The sequence below is a fragment of the Streptomyces sp. MMG1533 genome (genome assembly GCF_001279775.1).
In the GTDB taxonomy this organism is placed as follows: Bacteria; Actinomycetota; Actinomycetes; order Streptomycetales; family Streptomycetaceae; genus Streptomyces.
The window spans coordinates 83,855-102,926 of record NZ_LGDG01000272.1 but is presented as its reverse complement, the minus strand read 5'-3'; the positions used below and the strand labels follow the sequence as shown (position 1 = coordinate 102,926).

Here is a 19,072-nt window from a genome sequence, read left to right as displayed (position 1 = left end):
ATCAGTGTTCAAACCTATCACCGGGGCCGCGGCCGTCACGGCTGCCGGCGTACTGCTGCTGGCCGGCTGTACGTCCACCGGGCCCACGTCCTCGCAACCCGATTCCGCCATCACGCCGGGCGCCTCGCACAAGCCCACCACCGTCACCGTCTGGACGTTCAACCACCTCCCCAACGAGGTGGCGGCCTTCAAATCGACGCTGGGCCGGCTGCACACCAAGTACCCGTGGCTCACCGTGAAGTTCGTGCCCAACAAGGACGACGCCGCCTATGCCAAGGCGGTCGCCGCGGGCGATCCGCCCGACGTGTTCATCAGCTCCACACCCGACAACGTGGCCAAGTTCTGCTACAACGGCACGGTCGCCGACCTGAAGCCGTATCTGTCCTCGGCAGGTGTGGACACGGCCAAGACCTTCCCGGCCGCGACCCTCGTCTACACCGGCTACCAGGGCAAACAGTGCGCGCTGCCGCTGCTGACCGACGCCTTCGCCCTCTACTACAACAAGAAGATGTTCGACGCGGCCGGTCTCAAGCCGCCCAAGACGCTCGCCGAACTGACGGCCGCCGCCAAGAAGTTGACTGTGAAGAACGTGGACGGCTCCATCAAGACCTTCGGCTTCGTCCCCCGCTCCGACTTCGACGTCAACCGGTACGCCTTCACCGGGGCGCACAGCGGCAGCGACTTCTACGGCAAGGACGGCAAGACGACCTTCGCCTCCGACCCCAAGTGGCAGCAGCTCCTGAAGTGGGACCAGGAACTCATCGACTACTACGGCAAGGCGAACGTGCAGAAGTTCGTCGGCCGTTACCAGCCGCACGCCGACGACGCGGGCAACCCGCTGCTGACCGGCGCCGCGGCCATGGAGCTCGACGGTGAGTGGCACATCGGCGAGATCGCCACGGAGAAGAAGGACTTCGACTACGGAGTGGTCCCGATGCCGGTGCTGGACGGGTCGTCGGGGACTTACGGCGCGGGTACCACCCTCGGCACCGTCGCCTATCTGTCGGCCGGCTCCCAGCACAAGCAGGAGGCGTTCTTCGCGCTCCAGCAGCTCACCACCGACACCACGTTCCTCAACACCCTCGCCGACACGGTCTACAACATCCCCACCACGTTCGCCGCGCTGAAGGCCTGGGACAAGGCGGACGACCCGCACTGGAAGCCGTTCGTCGACATCTTCGAGAACCCGAACTCCTCCTACAAGACGCTCACTCCGGCAGGCGTCGAGGACATGGACACCTGGCGCGCCTTCCTCCTCGAGTACGAGCAGGGCAAGGTGAAGAACGCCGCCGACGGACTGGCCGCCGTCGGGAAGAAGATCGACGCTCTCAACTCCGAGAGCGGGCAGTAGAGATGACGACCGTGGTCGCCCCCGTCGGCGACGCCCCGGGCGGGACGCGTCCGCGCCCCGCCCGGGGTTCCCGGCGCCGCCCGAGCAGGGCCCGCTGGTGGGTCGTCCTCGGCTTCCTGTCCCCGTTCGTCATCGGGTTCGCCGTCTTCGTGCTCTACCCGGTGACCGCCACGCTGTACTACTCGCTCACCGACTTCCAGGCCGGTTCGTACCGGCCGGTCCAGTTCGTCGGACTGCGCAACTACCGCGCCCTGTTCACCCAGTCCGACACGTTCTGGGTGGCGGTGCGCAACACGCTGTGGATGGTCGTCGTCATGGTGCCGCTGCGCACCGGCTGGGCGATGCTCACCGCCTGGGTGATCATCCGCGTCAAGCGTGGCAGGGCCCTGTACCGCACACTGTTCTTCCTGCCGTCCATGGTGCCGGTGGTGGCCGCCGCACTGTCCTTCATCGTGCTGCTCAACCCTGTCGGACCGCTCAACCGGCTGCTGGATCTCGTGGACGTGAGCGGCCCGGGGTGGTTCGCCGACCCCGCCTGGTCCAAGCCCAGCCTCGTCCTGATGGCACTGTGGGCCAGCGGCAACGTCATGGTCATCTTCTCGGCCGCCATGCTCGACGTACCACGCGAGTTGTACGAGGCCGCCGAACTGGACGGCGCGAACGCCCTGCAGAAGTTCCGCAGCATCACCCTGCCGGCGATCTCCCCGGTCATCTTCTTCGCCCTGCTCACCGGGATGATCTACACCTTCCAGTACTTCACCGAGGCGTTCGTAGCCTCCAGCTCCGCCAACGCCACGTCGTCCAGCAACGACCTGATCGGCTACCCCGGCAACTCGCTGCTCTTCTACTCGACGGAGCTGTACCGGCAGGGCTTCTCCTACTTCAAGACCGGCTACGCCTCGGCCATGGCCTGGCTGCTGTTCCTGGTCATCTTCGCGGCGACCGTGGTGTTCATCCGCGCCTCGCGCCGCTTCGTGCACCACGCGGGTGGTGGCCGATGAGCACTCTCGATCTGACAAAGCGTCAATCTCGTACCGGGCGCCGCCTGTTGTATTTGCTGGCCGAACACGCTCCTGCCGTCGCGGTCGCACTCTGCTTCCTGCTGCCACTGACGATCTGCGTGCTCACCGCGTTCATGACCCAGCACCAGGCCGGCACCGGCTCGCTGTGGCCCTCGCCCTGGGAGTTCGGCAACTTCCAAAAGGTCTTCTCGGCCATGCCGTTCGGCCGCGACCTGGCCAACACGATGCTGTACGCCGGACTGTCCACGATCGGCGTCGTCGTCTCCTCGGTGCCCGTGGCCTACGCGCTGGCCCGGCTGCGGTGGCGGGGCCGGGAGGCCGTCTTCATGGTCGTACTCGCCGCGATGATGATCCCCGCCCAGGTCACCAGCCTGCCTCTGTACGTGATGTACTCGCACATCGGCTGGGTGGGCACCCTCAAGCCGCTCATCGTCCCCACGTTCTTCGGCGACGCGTTCAGCATCTTCCTGCTGCGCCAGTTCTTCCTCACCATCCCGGACGAGTTCACCGAGGCGGCCCGGATGGACGGCGCGGGGGAGCTGCGGATCCTGTTGCGGGTCCTGGTCCCGATGACCAAGCCGGCGATCGCCGCCGTGGGGCTCTTCGCGTTCCTGTACGCGTGGAACGACTTCTACAACCCGCTGCTCTACACCGGGAACAGCGACACCGGCCAGACCCTCGCGGTGGCCCTCAGCCAGCTCGCCAAGAACGGGCACCAGAACGCCTACCAGCTGCAGATGGCGGCCTCGTTGATGTTCCTGCTGCCCGTCCTGGTGCTGTTCTTCCTGGCGCAGAAGGTCTTCGTCGAGGGCATCGCGCTGACCGGAGTCAAGGGCTGACGCCCGCCCCACCACAGCGCCACCCACAGAGCCATGGGAGCACGAGTGAAGATCACCGTTGTCGGCGGTGGCAGTACGTACACACCCGAACTGATCGAGGGCTTCGCCCGGCGTGCCCAGCTGCTGCCGGTCGACGAACTCGTCCTGCACGACATCGACGCCGAACGACTGGCCGTGGTCGGCGGCCTGTCCCGCCGTATCCTCGACCGGCACGGATTCCCCGGCCGACTGACCACCACGACCGACCTCGGGCCCGCTCTGGACGGAGCGGCCGCGGTGCTGATCCAGCTGCGCGTGGGCGGACAGACGGCCCGACTGGTGGACGAGACCCTCCCGAACGAGTTCGGCCTGCTCGGCCAGGAGACCACCGGCCCCGGAGGCTTCGCGAAGGCGCTGCGCACGGTGCCGGTGGTCCTCGACATCGCCGCGGAAGTACGCCGTCGGTCCCTGCCCGGCGCCTGGATCGTCGACTTCACCAACCCGGTCGGCATCGTCACCCGCGCACTGCTGGACGCCGGCCACCGCGCGGTCGGCCTGTGCAACGTGGCGATCAAGTTCCAGCGGCAGTTGGCAGCCCGGTTCGGCACCGACCCGGACCGGGTACGGCTCGGCCATGCGGGCCTCAACCACCTGTCCTGGATCCGCTCGGTCACGGTGGACGGAGTGGACCGCCTGCCGGAGCTGCTGACCGGCGACGCGCTCGACGAACTCGCCGCGCAGACGCGCATCCCGGCCGGCGCGCTGCGCGACCTCGGTGCCATCCCCTCGTACTACCTGCACTACTTCTACTGCACGGACGACGAGGTCCGCAGCCAGCAGGCGGGGACGCACCGCGCCGACCAAGTCCTCGCCATCGAAAGGGAGTTGCTCACCCTCTACGCGGACCCGGCACTGGACCGCAAACCCGAACTGCTGGAGCGCAGGGGCGGGGCGTACTACAGCGAGGCCGCGGCCGCCCTGGTCACCAGCCTGCTCACCGGTGACGGCGCGCACCACTACGTGAACGTGCGCAACGACGGCGTCCTGGCAGGCCTGCCGGACGACGCCGTGGTCGAGGTACCGGCCCACGTCGACACCGCCGGACCGCACCCGGAACCGGTGCCGCCCCTGCCGCCCGAGATGCTCGGGCTCGTCCAGTCGGTCACCGCGTACGAGACCCTCACCGTAGAGGCGGCCCTGACCGGGGACCGAGCGGTGGCCCGGCGCGCCCTCGTGGCCAACCCCCTCGTACGCGAATGGGACCGGGCGGACGCACTCCTGGACGCGCTGCTGGAGGCCAATCGCCGGCATCTGCCCCGGTTCTTCGCGAGCGAGGCCGTCGATGCCTGACCTCGTGGTGGGCGTCGACGGCGGAAACTCCAAGACCGACCTCGTCCTCGCGGACACCGACGGTCGGCTGCTGGCCTGGGCGCGCGGGGCGGGTACCCGCCCGCACACCGAAGGCATGGAGGTCACGGCCGAACGGCTCGCCCACCTGGGCCGGCGGGCACTGGCGGAGGCAGGCCTTGCGACCACGACCCCGGTCGCGGTCGGCGCGTACTTCCTCGCCAACGTGGACCGGCGGGCCGAGGAGAGAACGGCGCTGCGGCAGCTGACCGGGCTGGGCGTGGCCGAGCGGACGATCGTACGCAATGACACGCTCGCCGTTCTGCGGGCCGGCGCGTCCGACGGCTGGGGGGTGGCGGTCGTGTCCGGCGCCGGTATCAACGCGGCCGGAGTCCATCCAGGGGGCCGCTCGGCCCGCTTCCTCTCCCTGGGCGACATCACGGGGGACTGGGGCGGCGGGCTCGCCGTGGCACGGGCCGGGCTGGGCGCTGCGGTCCGCGCGGGCGACGGACGAGGACCGGCGACCCGGCTGAGGCAGGAGCTGCCGGCCCACTTCGGCCTGGCCAGCGTGGAGTCCGTCGCACTGGCCGTCAGCAGCGGCGAGATACCCGTCGTGGCACTGCACGGCCTGGCACCCCTGGTCTTCGCGACCGCTGCGGGCGGCGACGCCGTGGCCCGGGCCATCGTGGTGCGGCTCGGCGACGAGATCGTCACCATGGTGAGTGCGCTGCTGCGCCGGCTCCGCCTCCTGCGCACCCCGACGCCGGTGGTACTCGGCGGGGGGACCCTGCAGAACGACCAGACGCTGCTCCGGGACCACATCCACGCGCGGCTGGCCGCCGATGCCCCGCTGGCCCGACCCCGCGTACTCGACGTACCCCCGGTGGTGGGCGCGGTGACGGAGGCACTCCTGACGGTGGGCGCCTCCGCCGCCGCGCAACACCGCCTTCGCGAGGCGATCGCCGACCGGAAACCGCCGCCTCCAGGGGCCGTGGACGAGTCGGTCCCGACGGCCGGGAGACCCCTGGGCCGGGCGGGCACGTCGTCCCGCACCCGCTGGATCGAAGAGCCCACGACCGAGCAGGCGCAAGTGCCCGAGCCGCCCCGCTAGAGTCAGTGCGGCCGACCGCTGCCGTGCGTCGGCTCGGGGGACCGCGCCGACGTCCGCAGCGCGCCTTCCGCCGGGGGCGTACCCGTGCTGTGCGAGGAATTCGCCCGGTTCCACCCGGCCGATGTGGGGTCCACCCCCGGGTGCGCCGAGGTCGCGGGCCTGTTGTGACTTCCCCCACCTGCTCTTGCCGGGGCGAGGAACGCTTACCTACGTTCGGTCGCATGTCCCCCCATGGCCGCGCCCTTCCCGGCGAACCGGACGAACCCGCCGCAGAGCGCAGGCCTGCGACGGACCGACCTGACGCCCGCCCGACGGTCGACCTGGCCGTCGACCTGACCTCGCACGAACTGCTCCGGCGCGCTCATGTCCTGGACGCTCTCGGCCCGGACTGGGACCCCGTCGCCGTACTGCGCGGCGAGGAAGCGGCGTACGAGCTGCTGTACTCCGGCCTCAGCCCAGAGCAGCAGCGCGTGTACGACGAACTGGTCGCGGCCGGTGTGCTTCCGCGGGGAGGAGGCGGCCATGCTGCCGCTTGACCCGCAGGCCGACATCGGGCGTCGCGCCTGGGTGGCCTGCCCGAACTGCGACGACCGTCGCGGGTGCGGCACCTGCGAGCAGGGGCGGACCTGTTCCGAGCACTGGCGCTACCTGCTCTCCAACGTCGGCAGCCTGCTCCACCTGCAGTGCCGGTCGTGCACCCACATCTGGACGCACGAGACCCACTTCGGTGCCACCCGCTCCCCGTGGGAGCGCATCACCAGCGGCCTGCGACGACGGTGATCATTTAGAACGGCTGACTCGGTGAGCCGGGTCGTCGGTGCCGCCGCGGGTCATGGCCGGTGAGGCCGGTCGGCGGATCGGCGCCCGCTTTCGGATGACCCCACCGTCTGTCGTCGGGGACGGCAGGCCGCCTTGGCCGAGGATCGCGGTCGGCGGTCATCCCTGCCTGCCGTTCGTCCGCCCGGAGGCAGCTGTGCACATCCTGATCCTGGCCAGCGCGTTCAACAGCCTCACCCAGCGTGTCCACGCCGAACTGCGCGACCGCGGCCACACCGTGGCGGTGGAACTCGCCCTGCCCGGCAGCCCGTTGCCGGAAGCCGTACGGCGGCATGCACCGCAGCTCGTCGTGGCGCCGATGCTGAAGACGGCGATTCCCGAGGAGGTGTGGACAGCGCACACGTGCCTCGTCGTCCATCCGGGGCCCGTGGGCGATCGCGGACCGTCCTCCCTGGACTGGGCGATTCACGAGGGCGTCGACCGGTGGGGCGTCACCGTCCTGCAGGCCGACGGGGAGATGGACGCCGGTGACGTGTGGGCCTCCGTACCGTGCCGGGTCCCTCCGGTGTCCAAGAGCGAGCTGTACCGGGGTGAGATCGCCGACGCCGCGATCGAGGCCGTCATGCTGGCGGTGGAGCGCTTCGCCGGGGGTACGCACGTACCGCGCAAGCAGGACGCGGCAGGCACGGCGGGCGCCCGCCTGCGCCCGCGTCCGTACCTCGACCAGAGCGTCCGGCGGATCGACTGGGCCGAGGACTCCACCCAGGACGTCCTGCGCAAGCTGAGAGCGGCGGACTCGCAGCCCGGTGTGCTGGACGTGCTGCTCGGCGGTGAGTGGTATCTGCACGGCGGTCATCCCGAGAGCGTCTTGCGCGGCCGCCCGGGCGAGCTGCTGGGCACCCGGGCGGGGGCGGTCTGCCGGGCCACCAGGGACGGCGCCGTGTGGATCCCCGAACTGCGGCCCCGGCGCGGACCCGGGCAGCCGCCCACGTTCAAACTGCCCGCCGTGCGGGCCCTGGGTGACCGGCTGCCGCCGCGGCCCGAGCACGGCCTGCCCCTGTTGCCCGAGGTGCGGGACCGTACCTGGGCGGACATCCGCTACCGGGAGGACGGGAACGTCGGCTTCCTCTCGTTCTCCTTCCCCGGCGGCGCCATGAGCACGGAGCAGTGCCGACGCCTGCTGGACGCCTACCGGGAGGCATGTGCGCGGCCCACGTCGGTGCTGGTGCTGGGCGGCGAACGGGACTTCTTCTCCAACGGGATCCACCTGAACGTCATCGAGGCCGCGGACGACCCCGCCGCCGAGTCCTGGGCGAACATCAACGCCATCGACGATCTGGTCGAGGCGGTCCTGACGACGACGGACCGGCTGGTGGTCTCGGCGGTCGCGGGCAACGCCGCGGCGGGCGGGGTGATGCTCGCCCTGGCGGCCGACGAGGTGTGGTGCCGCTCGGGCGCCGTGCTGAACCCGCACTACCGTCTGATGGGCCTGTACGGCTCGGAGTACTGGACGCACACCCTGCCGCGCAGGGTGGGTCCCGCGACGGCCGAACGGCTCATGTGTGAGGCTCTGCCGGTGAGCTCGGCGAGCGCACTGCGCCTCGGGCTCGTCGACCGGGTGGTCGACTGCGGTCCCGCTGAGTTCGCGGGGGAGGTCGGCGGCCTGGCGGCGCGGCTGGCGTCACTTCCGGCGACGGCGTCACGGATCACCGCGAAGAAGACGGAGCTGGACCGGCTGGAGAGCACGACCCCGCTGGCCGGCTTCCGTGCCCGGGAACTGACCCGGATGCGCAGGACCTTCGACGACCCGGACGCCCCGTATCACGCTCTGCGTCGTTCCTTCGTCCACAAAGAGCGGCCGCCGTGCACCCCGCCGCACCTCGGCTCGGCCGCGGTTGCGCAAACCGGTCCGATCCTCTCCGTCGCCGATGTCACCGGAACGGCCGTCGATGGCGTCTCGTCACGGCCGAACGGCTGATACGAAGAAGAGCGACGGCAGAAATACAGTCTTTCATCCCTTACCTCCCCAGGAGGCGGTCCCATGACTGAGGCGACGCCGGGCACGGTCGACGCTGCGGACGCAGACGGCGCGCCCGCCGACGAGACGCCCACGATCCACATTCTCTGGATCAATGCGGGGCTGAGCTGCGACGGCGACTCGGTCGCGTTGACGGCGGCCATGCAGCCCAGCATCGAGGAGATCGTGCTCGGTGTGCTGCCGGGTCTTCCGAAGATCGCCGTGCACTGGCCGCTCATCGACTTCGAGTGCGGTCCGGTCGGCGGCTCGGACACGTTCATCGAGTGGTTCTTCAAGGGGGAGCGGGGCGAGATCGACCCGTTCGTCCTGGTCGTCGAGGGCTCCATCCCCAATGAGTCGATCAAGCCCGAGGGCTATTGGTGCGGCTTCGGCGACAACCCGGAGACCGGCCAGCCGATCACCACCAGCGAGTGGATCGACCGGCTCGCCCCGAAGGCACTGGCGGTCGTCGCCATCGGCACCTGCGCCACCTACGGCGGCATCCACGCCATGGCGGGCAACCCGACCGGCGCGATGGGTGTGCCGGACTACCTCGGCTGGGACTGGAAGTCCCACGCCGGGATCCCCATCGTGTGCGTCCCCGGCTGTCCGATCCAGCCCGACAACTTCTCCGAGACGCTCACCTACCTGCTCTACCAGGCGGCCGGCGCCGCGCCGATGATCCCGCTGGACGACAAGCTGCGCCCGACCTGGCTGTTCGGGGCCACCGTGCACGAGGGCTGTGACCGCGCGGGCTACTACGAACAGGGCCAGTTCGCCCTGTCGTACGACTCGCCGACGTGCCTGGTCAAACTGGGCTGCTGGGGTCCGGTCGTCAAGTGCAACGTGCCCAAGCGTGGCTGGATGAACGGGATCGGCGGCTGCCCCAACGTCGGCGGCATCTGCATCGCCTGCACCATGCCCGGCTTCCCCGACAAGTTCATGCCGTTCATGGACGAGCCTCCCGGCGCCAAGGTGTCGAGCGGCACCAGCGGGGCGTACGGCGCCGTGATCCGCAAGCTGCGCTCGATCACGGCCAAGACGGTCGACAAGGAGCCCAAGTGGCGCCGTATCGGAGACAAGATCACCACCGGATACCAACCCCCGTGGTGAGTATCCGCCGCAAGTAATCCGCTCCCCGCTTCGTGCAACCCCCCACACGAACCTCCCGCGCAACGAAGGGCACGGCACACAGATGGCACCGAAGACGAAGGCGGCCGGCGACGGCAGCGGCCTGGTGGAGATGGCCTGGGACCCGATCACCCGGATCGTGGGAAGCCTGGGCATCCACACCAAGATCGACTTCAAGCAGAAGCGGGTCGCGGAGTGCTACAGCACCTCGTCGGTCTTCCGCGGCTACAGCGTCTTCATGCGCGGCAAGGACCCCCGCGACGCCCACTTCATCACCAGTCGCATCTGCGGGATCTGCGGCGACAACCACGCCACCTGCTCGGTGTACGCGCAGAACATGGCGTACGGCGTGAAGCCTCCGCACCTCGCCGAGTGGATCATCAACCTCGGCGAGTCCGCGGAGTACATGTTCGACCACAACATCTTCCAGGAGAACCTGGTGGGGGTCGACTACTGCGAGAAAATGGTCAAGGAGACCAACCCCGGCGTCCTCGAACTCGCCGAGCGCACCGAGGCCCCGCACGCGGCGGAGCACGGTTACCGCACGATCGCCGACATCATGCGTTCGCTCAACCCCCTCGAGGGTGAGTTCTACCGCGAGGCCCTCCAGGTCAGCCGCTACACCCGGGAGATGTTCTGCCTGATGGAGGGCCGCCATGTGCACCCCTCCACGCTCTACCCGGGCGGCGTCGGAACCATCGCCTCCGTACAGCTCTTCACGGACTACCTCAGCCGCCTGATGCGCTACGTGGAGTTCATGAAGCGCGTCGTGCCCCTGCACGACGACCTGTTCGACTTCTTCTACGAGGCGCTGCCCGGATACGAGGAGGTCGGCCGCCGACGCGTCCTGCTCGGCTGCTGGGGCGCGCTCAACGACCCCGAGTACTGCGACTTCACCTACGCGAACATGACGGACTGGGGCCGGCGCATGTTCGTCACTCCCGGCATCATCGTCGACGGCAAGCTCGTCACCAACGACCTCACCGAGATCAACCTCGGTATGCGCATCCTGCTCGGCAGTTCCTACTACGAGGACTGGCAGGGCCAGGAGCAGTTCGTCACCCACGACCCGCTCGGCAACCCGGTGGACCCGCGCCACCCGTGGAACCAGCACACCATCCCGGCCCCGCAGAAGCGCGACTTCGACGACAAGTACAGCTGGGTCATGTCGCCCCGCTGGTTCGACGGCAAGGACCACCTCGCCCTGGACACCGGCGGCGGCCCCATCGCCCGCCTGTGGTCGACCGCCCTGTCCGGACTCGTCGACACCGGGTACGTGAAGGCCACCGGTCACAGCGTGGTCATCAACCTGCCCCGCACGATGACCAGGCCCGAGACCAGCTTCGAGTGGAAGATCCCGAAGTGGAGCAACGCGCTGGAACGCAACCGCGCGCGCACCTACTTCCAGGCCTACACCGCCGCCGTCGCACTGCACTTCGCGGAGAAGGGGCTGGAGGAGGTCCGGGCCGGACGCACCCAGACCTGGGAGAAGTTCGAGGTCCCGGACGAGGCCGTCGGCGTCGGCTTCACCGAGGCGGTCCGCGGTGTCCTCTCCCACCACATGGTGATCCGCGACGGCAAGATCGCCAACTACCACCCGTACCCGCCCACCCCCTGGAACGCCAGCACCAGGGACACCTTCGGCACGCCGGGCCCGTACGAGGACGCCGTGCAGAACACGCCCATCTTCGAGGAGAACACCCCGGAGAACTTCAAGGGCATCGACATCATGCGCGCCGTCCGCAGCTTCGACCCCTGTCTGCCCTGTGGCGTCCACATGTACGTCGGGGGCGGCAAGACGGTGAAGTCGATGCACGTGCCCACCGGCCTGAGCGGACTGGGCGGATGAGCGCGGCGACGGCTGCCGTGCCGGTGAACGCGGAGCAGACCGGACGCCGTGTCGAGGAGGTGCTGGAGCGACTGACCGCGAGCGGCGATGCGGCCGCCGCCGCGGCGGCGGAGGAACTCGTCCGGTCCCTCATGGACTTCTACGGTGCCGGCCTCGCCCGCATTCTCCACCTGCTGTCCTCCGCTCCCGGCGAACCGCCCGCGGGACTGCTCGGTGACGAACTGGTCGCGAGCCTGCTCGTCCTGCACGACCTGCACCCCGAGGACCGCGACACCCGCATCGCCCGGGCCCTCGACAGCGTCCAGGAACACGCCCTGGACGTCGTGGAGTTCGACGAGGAGAGCGGCACCCTGACGCTGCGGGCCCGGGAGGCCGGCGGCTGCGGTTGCGGCTCCGGCACGGGCGCCCGGGAGGCCGCGGAGGCGGCGCTCGCCTGCTTCGCACCGGAGGTCAAGGCCGTCGACGTACGGACGGCACCCGCGGGGCCCACGCTCCTTCAGATCGGCACGGCACCGACGGGGGCCCGATGACGGCGTCCCCGGCGACGCGCACGCCCGGCCTGCGGAGGTTCCTCACCGAGAGACCTCCGCAGCCCGAACGGTGCGAGCTGTGCGCCGTGCCGGTGGAGGCGGACCACCGCCATCTCGTCGACACGGAGAAACGCGCCCTCGTCTGCGCCTGCGCTCCCTGCGCGCTGCTGATGGAGCAGCCGGGTGCCGCCGCGGGCCGCTTCCGCACGGTCCCGGGCCGCTATCTCACCGACCCCGGACACCGCCTCGACGAGAGCGCTTGGGAGGCGTTGCAGATCCCGGTCGGCGTCGCCTTCCTCTTCCGCAACGCGGCGCTCGACCGGCTGGTCGCCCTCTACCCGAGCCCGGCCGGAGCCACCGAGAGCGAACTCGAACCGGCCACGTGGACGTCAGTCCTCGGCGGCAGCCGCCTCGCCGAACTCCTCGAGCCCGACGTGGAGGCGCTGCTCCTGCGCCGCATCGACGGCCGCTGCGAGTACCACCTCGTACCGATCGACATCTGCTACGAACTCGTCGGCCGCATGCGCCTGTTGTGGCAGGGCTTCGACGGCGGGGCCGAGGCCCGCGCCGCTCTGGACGCGTTCTTCGAGGACGTCTCGCGACGCGCCCGACCCGTGGGCGAGGCGGTGCGACCGTGACGGAGTTCTCCTTCGCCTGCACCGGCGTCCGCGCCGACCGGTACGCCGCCGGACCGACCCTCGTCTTCCGGCTGCGCGTCACCGCCGCCGACAACGCACGCGTGCACGCCCTGGCGCTGCGATGTCAGATCCGCATCGAACCCGCCCGCAGGGCCTACGAGTCCGCCGAGGTCGGAGGGCTGGCGGACCTCTTCGGCGAGCGCTCACGCTGGGGCAGCACGCTCCAGCCGGTGCAGTTCGCCCAGGTCTCGGTCATGGTCCCGAGTTTCACCGGAGAGATCGAAACCGACCTCGTCGTGCCCTGCACCTACGACATGGACGTCGCCGCGACCCGGTACCTCACCGCCCTCACCGGCGGCGAGGTTCCGCTGCTGATGCTCTTCTCCGGTACGGCGTTCACCGGAGCCGGCGGTTTCCAGGTCGAGCCGGTCCCGTGGGACCGGGAGGCGGTCTTCCGGATGCCGGTCGCCACCTGGCGGGAGATGGTCGAGCAGCACTTCCCCGGGTGCGGCTGGATCCGGCTGCCCCGCGACACCATGGACGCCCTCCTCGCCTACCGCTCCCGGCACGCCCTGCCCTCGTGGGAGGCGACCCTCAAGGCCCTGCTCGACGACAGCGACGCCGCCGACCCGCCCGCCGGCGACCCGTTCCGCGCGCTCACCGGCACCACCGGAAGGACCGATCCGTGACCGTGACCGCGTTCGCCCCCGAGACCGAGGAGCGGTTCGCCCTCGCCCGGCAGGTGGCCGACGCCGTCCTGTTCGAGGGCTATGTGCTCTACCCGTACCGCGCCTCCGCCGCCAAGAACCGGCTGCGCTGGCAGTTCGGGGTGCTCGTACCGCCCGGCTGGGGCGCCGAGTGCGAAGAGCACGACTTCCAGCACACCGAATGCCTGATGGAACCGAAGGCGGGCGCGACCCTCTCGGTCGAGGTGCGCTTCCTGCACGCCCGACGGCGCACGGTGCAGCGGGCTCGCCCGGACGGCGGCTTCGACACGGTGCCCGAACTCCGCCTCGACGACCGGGTGCTGGTGCCCTGGGACGAGGGGAGCGAGGAGCGTGTCGAGGTGGTCGCGTCGGTGGACGAACTCCTCGGCGACGGCGTCACCCATCCCTTCCGGCGCCCCGCCCGCGAGGACACCGAACCGGTCCTGGACGCGGCCGGCCGAACCGTCGGCCGACTGGTCCGGCGGTGCGAGGAGATCAGCGGGACGGTCCGGCTGTCCGCCCGCGAACTCGACGGCCCCTACCGGGCCTTGCGGCTGACCGCCGTCGTCGAGAACACCGGCGACTGGACACCGCCCGAGGGCCGCGGCGCCGACCGGGACGCGGCGCTGCCGCACTCCCTGGTGGCCACCCACCTCCTCATGGCCCTGAGCGCCGGATCGTTCCTGTCGATGACCGATCCCCCCGAGTGGGCGAAGGGCGCGGTCGCCGCCTGCCGCAACCTGCACACCTGGCCCGTGCTCGCCGGCGAACCCGGTCGCGCCGACCTCGTACTGTCCTCGCCGATCATCCTGGAGGACCATCCGGCCATCGCGCCGGAGAGCCCCGGCGCGCTCTACGACGCCACCGAGATCGACGAGATCCTCGCGCTGCGCACCGCGGCCCTCACCGACGAGGAGAAACGCGAGGCCCGGGGCACCGACGAACGGGCGGCCGCCGTGATCGAGCTGGCGGACTCGATGCCGCCCGAGGTCCTGGAGCGTCTGCACGGGGCGGTGCGGAGCCTGCGCGAGGTGACCGGCCCGGGTCCCGCCGCCCCGGACGGCGGCTTCCCCGACGAGTACGGGGTACAGCGGCCGGACACCCCATGGTGGGACCCCGCGAGCGACGCGGGCTTCGACCCGGCGCAGGACCGGGTGGTCGTGGACGGCCGGTCGGTGGGCAAGGGCAGCCGCGTCGAGTTGCGCCCCGGCCTGCGGCGCACCGACGCACAGGACATCTTCCTGCGGGGCCGCACCGCGAAGGTCGAGGCGGTGCTGCACGACGTCGACGGCGGGGTACACCTGGCGGTCACGGTCGAAGGTGACCCGGGAGTCGACATCCGCCGAGAGCAGGGACGGTTCCTGTACTTCCAGCCCGACGAGGTCACACCGCTGGAGGACGACGTATGAACCCCTCCCCGCAGTCACGCCCAAGGACCCTCGTCGCCGGTATCGGCAACATCTTCCTCGCAGACGACGGCTTCGGCGTGGAGACCGCGCGCCGGCTCGCCGAGCGCGACCTGCCCGGACACGTCGAGGTCGTGGACATCGGGGTGCGCGGGATGCACCTCGCCTACCAGCTCCTGGACGGCTACGACACCCTCGTCCTGGTGGACGCCACGGCACGCGGCGAAGCCCCCGGCACGCTGTACGTGATCGAACACGACATCGGCGGCGGGAGCCTTTCGCCCGGCGCCCCCGCGCTGGACGGCCACCGGATGACCCCCGACGCCGTCCTGGCGCTGCTGGGCACCCTCTGCGCCGGTACCGGCGCAGAGCCACCACGCCGCGTCCTGGTCGTGGGATGCGAGCCGGCCTCGGTGGACGAGGGCATCGGGCTCAGCGCGCCGGTGTCAGACGCCGTACCGGAGGCCGTCCGGCTGATCGAAGAGCTGCTGAACAACGGGGAGCCGGGAGAGTCCGCGCCGCGGGCCACGGCCGACGGGATCTCGACATGAGGAGAGACGGGATGAAGAAGATCGTCATCGGCGGAGCGGCCCTCGCCGCCATGGTCGCCCTGGTTGCCGAGGTGCTTCCCGACCTCAGGCGCTACCTGCGGATCCGACGGATGTGAACCGCGGTCGCCACCGGTGTGCCGTGCGGTTGCGTCGAACGGCGTACCTGCCGACCGGTGACGGCGTGCCGGGCCGTGCGACCCGGGTGTGCGCGCCTCTAATGAAGGCCGGCGGGAGCCAGACTGCGGAAGGACGGAGACCGATGCACGAGATGTCCGTCGCGCTGGCCGTCGTCGACCAGGTGGCAGAGGCCGCCACCCGGGCCGGAGGCGTCACGGCGGTGCGATCGGTGCGGCTCCAGGTGGGCGAACTGGCCGGTGTGGTACCCGATGCGCTCGCCTTCTCCTTCGAACTGGCCTGCGCCGGAACCCTGCTGGAAGGCGCCGAACTGGTCACCGAAGCGGTGCCGGGGCGGGCCCGCTGCACACCCTGCGCACACGAATGGGCCGTCGGCATGCCACCCCGGCTGACCTGCCCCGAGTGCGGCGGGACGCGTACCGACCTGCTCGCGGGCCGGGAACTGCAGATCGTCGACGTGCACTGGGAGGACGGCGGCCCACCGCACGTTCCCACCCGCGAACCGATCTCCGAGGAGTGCTGAACCATGTGTCGTGTCGTCGACCTGCGGCAGGCCGTACTCGCGAAGAACGACGCCGGCGCCCACGAACTGCGCGCGCACCTCGCGGCTCGGGGGACCGCGGTCGTCAACCTGCTGTCCAGTCCGGGAAGCGGCAAGACCGCGCTGCTGGAGCGCGAACTCCTGCGGGCACGGGAGCGGTCCGTTCCCGTCGCGGCGCTCAGTGCCGATCTCGCCACCGAGAACGACGCGGCGCGCCTGGCGCGTTCGGGCGTGCCGGTCAAGCAGGTGCTCACCGACGGACTGTGCCATCTAGAGGCGGGCATGCTCGCCGGGCACCTGGACGGGTGGCTGCCCGACGACACCCGGCTGCTGTTCGTGGAGAACGTCGGCAACCTGGTCTGCCCCGCCTCCTACGACCTGGGGGAGACGCTGAGGGTCACCCTCGCCTCCGTGACGGAGGGCGAGGACAAGCCGCTCAAGTACCCCACCGCCTTCGGCCTCGCCCACCTGGTCGTGGTCACCAAGACCGACATCGCTCAGGCCGTCGAGTTCGACGAGGCCGCGTTCCGCGTGAATGTGGAGCAGGTCAACCCGGGAGTCGAGGTGATCTCGACCTCGGCACGCCGGGGGCAGGGCGTCGGCGCGCTGCTCGACAGGGCGTTGGCGGCCGCGGACGGCGCACCGGTCCACTCGCCGGTCATGGCACGGCTGCCCCGCCACCACGGTCACACCCACGCGCACCCGGAGGCCGCCGGCACGATGGCCCACACCCACTCGTGAGCGCTCCGCAGGCCCCGGCCGTCGTCACCGAGGACACTCCGCTACGGCGCCGGGTCACCGTCCGGGGAGTGGTGCAGGGCGTGGGCTTCCGGCCCTACCTGTACGGCCTCGCCACCGAACTCGCCCTGGCCGGACACGTGACCAACACTCCGGAGGGCGTCGTCGTGGAGGTCGAGGGCACCGCCTCGGCCGTGACCCGGTTCTGCGACCGGATCGCCGCCCAGGCACCCCCGCTGGCCCGCGTGGAGTCCGTCCACCACCGGGAGATGCCGCCCGCAGGCGGCACCGCGTTCACCATCCTCACCTCCCGCACCGACGGACCGGCCCGCACCCTGGTCTCCCCGGACAGCGCCACCTGCGCCGACTGCCTCGCCGAGTTGGCCGACCCGGCCGACCGGCGGTACCGCCATCCGTTCGTCAACTGCACCCACTGCGGCCCGCGCTTCACGATCGTCACCGGCGTGCCGTACGACCGGGCCAACACCACCATGGCCGGCTTCGCGATGTGCCCGGACTGCGCCCGGGAGTACGCGGATCCGGCCGACCGCCGCTTCCACGCACAGCCGGTCGCCTGCCCGGCCTGCGGGCCGCGCCTGCGGCTGGTCGTCGCCCGGGAGTCGGGGCTCAGGAGTGCCGACGGGGCCGACCCGGTCACCGTGGCGCGCACATTGCTGACGCGGGGCGCGATCCTCGCCGTGAAGGGCCTGGGAGGCTACCACCTGGCCTGCGATGCCACGAACCAGGCGGCGGTCGCCCTCCTGCGAAGCCGGAAGGCGCGAGGCGACAAGCCGTTCGCGGTCATGGCCAGGACCGCGGACGACGTCCGGCACCTCGTCCGGCTGAGCCCCGAGGAGCGGAGCCTGCTCGAAGGCCGGGCCAGGCCGGTCGTGCTGATGAGGCGGCATCCGCAGCCTTCGTACACCGCAGGGGACCCGCGGCCCGCCGAGGCCGTCGCGCCCGGCAGCCCCGACCTCGGCGTGATGCTCCCGTACACGCCCCTGCACCATCTGCTGCTCGGCCTGCCCGGCGACCCGGACGGCCCCCGGCTGCTCGTCATGACCAGCGGCAACGTCTCCGGTGAGCCGATCGTCACCGACGACACCGAGGCGCTGGAGCGGCTTGCGCACCTGGCCGACGCCTGGCTCACGCACGACCGGCCGATCCACGTACCGTGCGACGACTCCGTGGTCCGCGTCTGCGACGGGGAGCCGCTGGTGATCCGCCGCTCCCGTGGCTACGCCCCGTTGCCGGTCTTCCTCCCCCTGCCCGTGCGGCCGGCCCTCGCCGTCGGCGGCGACCTGAAGAACACCTTCTGTCTGGGCGCGGGACGCCGCGCCTGGCTGTCGGCGCACATCGGCGACATGGACGACGTCGGCACGCAGCAGGCCTTCGAGCGCGCGACGGCGCAGCTGGAGTCCATCACGGGGGTGCGGCCCGAGACCCTGGTGTCCGACCGGCATCCCGGCTACCGCTCCGCCCGATGGGCCGACCGGAACGCGGCGCACCGGCCCGTCGTGCGCGTCCAGCACCATCACGCGCACGTCGCCGCCGCGATGGCCGAGCACGGGCTGGACGGCACCCGGCCGGTGATCGGCGTCGCCTTCGACGGCACGGGCCACGGCGACGACGGAGCCGTGTGGGGCGGGGAGTTCCTGCTCGCGGACTACGACCGCTTCACCCGGTTCGGGCACCTCGCGTACGTCCCGCTGCCCGGCGGCGACGCCGCGGTGCGCCGGCCCTACCGCATGGCACTGGCCCATCTCAGGGCGGCCGGGATCGGCTGGTCCGACGACCTCGCCTGTACGGCCGCCTGCCCGGCCGACGAACTCCGCCTCCTGGAGCGGCAGTTGGAGCGCGGGCTGAACTGTGTGCCCACGTCCAGCATGGGCCGGCTCTTCGACGCCGTGTCCTCGCTCGCCGGTGTGTGCCACCGAGCCGGATACGAGGCACAGGCCGCCGTCGAGCTGGAGGGCGCGGCCCTGCACGCACCCGCCGAGGACACCACGGCGTACGACTTCGCCCTTCACACGTCACAGGAGAACCGGGGCGGCGTCGTACGGGCCGATCCGGCACCCGTACTCGCGGCGATCGTCGGCGACCTGCGCGCGGGCGTCGAGCCGGGCATCGTCGCGGCTCGCTTCCACCGGAGCGTGACCGGCCTGGTGCACCGGATCTGCGCGCGGGCGCGAGAGCGGCACGGGCTGGACACGGTCGCCCTGACGGGAGGCGTGTTCGCCAACACGCTGCTCTCCTCGGCCTGTGCCGCCACCCTGCGCGAGGACGGCTTCACGGTCCTGCGGCACCGCCTGGTGCCGCCGGGCGACGGCGGTCTGGCGCTGGGCCAGCTGATGGTGGCCGCCCGGGCCACTCCCACTCCCACCGACTGAGCAACGCGCGACC

The 19,072-nt window shown here is 71.0% G+C and carries 19 protein-coding genes; all 19 read left to right on the top strand.

The window, feature by feature from the left end; genetic code table 11:
* Positions 1-4: 4 nt before the first annotated feature.
* The 19 genes from ADK57_RS42230 to hypF all read left to right on the top strand — a co-directional run bounded on the left by ADK57_RS42230 (position 5) and on the right by hypF (position 19,059).
* On the top strand, positions 5-1,351 hold the full coding sequence (locus ADK57_RS42230; protein ID WP_053755056.1) for an ABC transporter substrate-binding protein: 1,347 nt from the start codon (positions 5-7) through the stop codon (positions 1,349-1,351).
* A gap of 2 nt (positions 1,352-1,353) precedes the next feature.
* Complete coding sequence (locus ADK57_RS42225) at positions 1,354-2,352, top strand: carbohydrate ABC transporter permease (protein ID WP_053755055.1); 999 nt, start codon at positions 1,354-1,356, stop codon at positions 2,350-2,352.
* Positions 2,349-3,212, top strand: coding sequence for a carbohydrate ABC transporter permease (locus tag ADK57_RS42220; RefSeq protein WP_053755054.1), 864 nt, complete (start codon positions 2,349-2,351; stop codon positions 3,210-3,212). The genes ADK57_RS42225 and ADK57_RS42220 overlap by 4 nt, the downstream gene beginning before the upstream one ends.
* A 45-nt stretch (positions 3,213-3,257) precedes the next feature.
* Entirely contained in the window at positions 3,258-4,541 is a 1,284-nt protein-coding gene (locus ADK57_RS42215) for a 6-phospho-beta-glucosidase (RefSeq protein ID WP_053755053.1), read from the top strand.
* Positions 4,534-5,649, top strand: a complete 1,116-nt coding sequence (locus ADK57_RS42210) for an N-acetylglucosamine kinase (RefSeq protein ID WP_053755052.1) — start codon at positions 4,534-4,536, stop codon at positions 5,647-5,649. Before ADK57_RS42215 ends, ADK57_RS42210 begins: the two co-directional genes overlap by 8 nt.
* Positions 5,650-5,870: 221 nt before the next feature.
* A complete protein-coding gene (locus ADK57_RS42205; RefSeq protein WP_053755051.1) occupies positions 5,871-6,185 on the top strand; it encodes a DUF6400 family protein in 315 nt (104 codons plus the stop codon).
* Positions 6,172-6,429, top strand: a complete 258-nt coding sequence (locus tag ADK57_RS42200) for a hypothetical protein (RefSeq protein ID WP_053755050.1) — start codon at positions 6,172-6,174, stop codon at positions 6,427-6,429. Before ADK57_RS42205 ends, ADK57_RS42200 begins: the two co-directional genes overlap by 14 nt.
* 193 nt (positions 6,430-6,622) lie before the next feature.
* Complete coding sequence (locus ADK57_RS42195) at positions 6,623-8,404, top strand: enoyl-CoA hydratase-related protein (RefSeq protein WP_053755049.1); 1,782 nt, start codon at positions 6,623-6,625, stop codon at positions 8,402-8,404.
* A gap of 63 nt (positions 8,405-8,467) precedes the next feature.
* Positions 8,468-9,556 carry a hydrogenase expression protein HypE gene (locus ADK57_RS42190; protein WP_053755048.1) on the top strand — a complete coding sequence of 363 codons (1,089 nt, stop codon included), beginning with the start codon at positions 8,468-8,470 and terminating at the stop codon, positions 9,554-9,556.
* A gap of 82 nt (positions 9,557-9,638) precedes the next feature.
* Positions 9,639-11,423: a nickel-dependent hydrogenase large subunit gene (locus tag ADK57_RS42185; protein WP_053755047.1), complete on the top strand. Its 1,785-nt coding sequence runs from the start codon at positions 9,639-9,641 to the stop codon at positions 11,421-11,423.
* Positions 11,420-11,953: a hypothetical protein gene (locus tag ADK57_RS42180; RefSeq protein ID WP_053755046.1), complete on the top strand. Its 534-nt coding sequence runs from the start codon at positions 11,420-11,422 to the stop codon at positions 11,951-11,953. Before ADK57_RS42185 ends, ADK57_RS42180 begins: the two co-directional genes overlap by 4 nt.
* Positions 11,950-12,591: a DUF5947 family protein gene (locus ADK57_RS42175; RefSeq protein WP_053755045.1), complete on the top strand. Its 642-nt coding sequence runs from the start codon at positions 11,950-11,952 to the stop codon at positions 12,589-12,591. Before ADK57_RS42180 ends, ADK57_RS42175 begins: the two co-directional genes overlap by 4 nt.
* Positions 12,588-13,280 (top strand): DUF6084 family protein, encoded by a 693-nt coding sequence (locus tag ADK57_RS42170; protein ID WP_053755044.1) that lies wholly within the window; start codon positions 12,588-12,590, stop codon positions 13,278-13,280. Before ADK57_RS42175 ends, ADK57_RS42170 begins: the two co-directional genes overlap by 4 nt.
* On the top strand, positions 13,277-14,707 hold the full coding sequence (locus tag ADK57_RS42165; protein WP_053755043.1) for a hypothetical protein: 1,431 nt from the start codon (positions 13,277-13,279) through the stop codon (positions 14,705-14,707). Before ADK57_RS42170 ends, ADK57_RS42165 begins: the two co-directional genes overlap by 4 nt.
* Complete coding sequence (locus ADK57_RS42160) at positions 14,704-15,255, top strand: hydrogenase maturation protease (protein ID WP_053755042.1); 552 nt, start codon at positions 14,704-14,706, stop codon at positions 15,253-15,255. Before ADK57_RS42165 ends, ADK57_RS42160 begins: the two co-directional genes overlap by 4 nt.
* Positions 15,256-15,266: 11 nt before the next feature.
* Positions 15,267-15,371: a DUF6893 family small protein gene (locus tag ADK57_RS52700; RefSeq protein WP_420711968.1), complete on the top strand. Its 105-nt coding sequence runs from the start codon at positions 15,267-15,269 to the stop codon at positions 15,369-15,371.
* Positions 15,372-15,514: 143 nt separating this feature from the next.
* The gene (locus ADK57_RS42155; RefSeq protein ID WP_053755041.1) at positions 15,515-15,913 is read left to right on the top strand and encodes a hydrogenase maturation nickel metallochaperone HypA; all 399 of its coding nucleotides are present in this window, start codon (positions 15,515-15,517) and stop codon (positions 15,911-15,913) included.
* A gap of 3 nt (positions 15,914-15,916) precedes the next feature.
* Positions 15,917-16,672 carry a hydrogenase nickel incorporation protein HypB gene (gene hypB, locus ADK57_RS42150; protein ID WP_053755040.1) on the top strand — a complete coding sequence of 252 codons (756 nt, stop codon included), beginning with the start codon at positions 15,917-15,919 and terminating at the stop codon, positions 16,670-16,672.
* Complete coding sequence (gene hypF, locus ADK57_RS42145; RefSeq protein ID WP_053755039.1) at positions 16,669-19,059, top strand: carbamoyltransferase HypF; 2,391 nt, start codon at positions 16,669-16,671, stop codon at positions 19,057-19,059. The genes hypB and hypF overlap by 4 nt, the downstream gene beginning before the upstream one ends.
* Positions 19,060-19,072 lie beyond the last annotated feature (13 nt).

Coding starts and splice junctions, on each gene's coding strand:
- ADK57_RS42225 (WP_053755055.1), top strand. CDS start 1,354: ATGACGACCGTGGTCGCCCCCGTCGGCGACGCCCCGGGCGGGACGCGT.
- ADK57_RS42220 (WP_053755054.1), top strand. CDS start 2,349: ATGAGCACTCTCGATCTGACAAAGCGTCAATCTCGTACCGGGCGCCGC.
- ADK57_RS42210 (WP_053755052.1), top strand. CDS start 4,534: ATGCCTGACCTCGTGGTGGGCGTCGACGGCGGAAACTCCAAGACCGAC.
- ADK57_RS42205 (WP_053755051.1), top strand. CDS start 5,871: ATGTCCCCCCATGGCCGCGCCCTTCCCGGCGAACCGGACGAACCCGCC.
- ADK57_RS42200 (WP_053755050.1), top strand. CDS start 6,172: ATGCTGCCGCTTGACCCGCAGGCCGACATCGGGCGTCGCGCCTGGGTG.
- ADK57_RS42190 (WP_053755048.1), top strand. CDS start 8,468: ATGACTGAGGCGACGCCGGGCACGGTCGACGCTGCGGACGCAGACGGC.
- ADK57_RS42185 (WP_053755047.1), top strand. CDS start 9,639: ATGGCACCGAAGACGAAGGCGGCCGGCGACGGCAGCGGCCTGGTGGAG.
- ADK57_RS42180 (WP_053755046.1), top strand. CDS start 11,420: ATGAGCGCGGCGACGGCTGCCGTGCCGGTGAACGCGGAGCAGACCGGA.
- ADK57_RS42175 (WP_053755045.1), top strand. CDS start 11,950: ATGACGGCGTCCCCGGCGACGCGCACGCCCGGCCTGCGGAGGTTCCTC.
- ADK57_RS42160 (WP_053755042.1), top strand. CDS start 14,704: ATGAACCCCTCCCCGCAGTCACGCCCAAGGACCCTCGTCGCCGGTATC.
- ADK57_RS52700 (WP_420711968.1), top strand. CDS start 15,267: ATGAAGAAGATCGTCATCGGCGGAGCGGCCCTCGCCGCCATGGTCGCC.
- ADK57_RS42155 (WP_053755041.1), top strand. CDS start 15,515: ATGCACGAGATGTCCGTCGCGCTGGCCGTCGTCGACCAGGTGGCAGAG.
- hypB (WP_053755040.1), top strand. CDS start 15,917: ATGTGTCGTGTCGTCGACCTGCGGCAGGCCGTACTCGCGAAGAACGAC.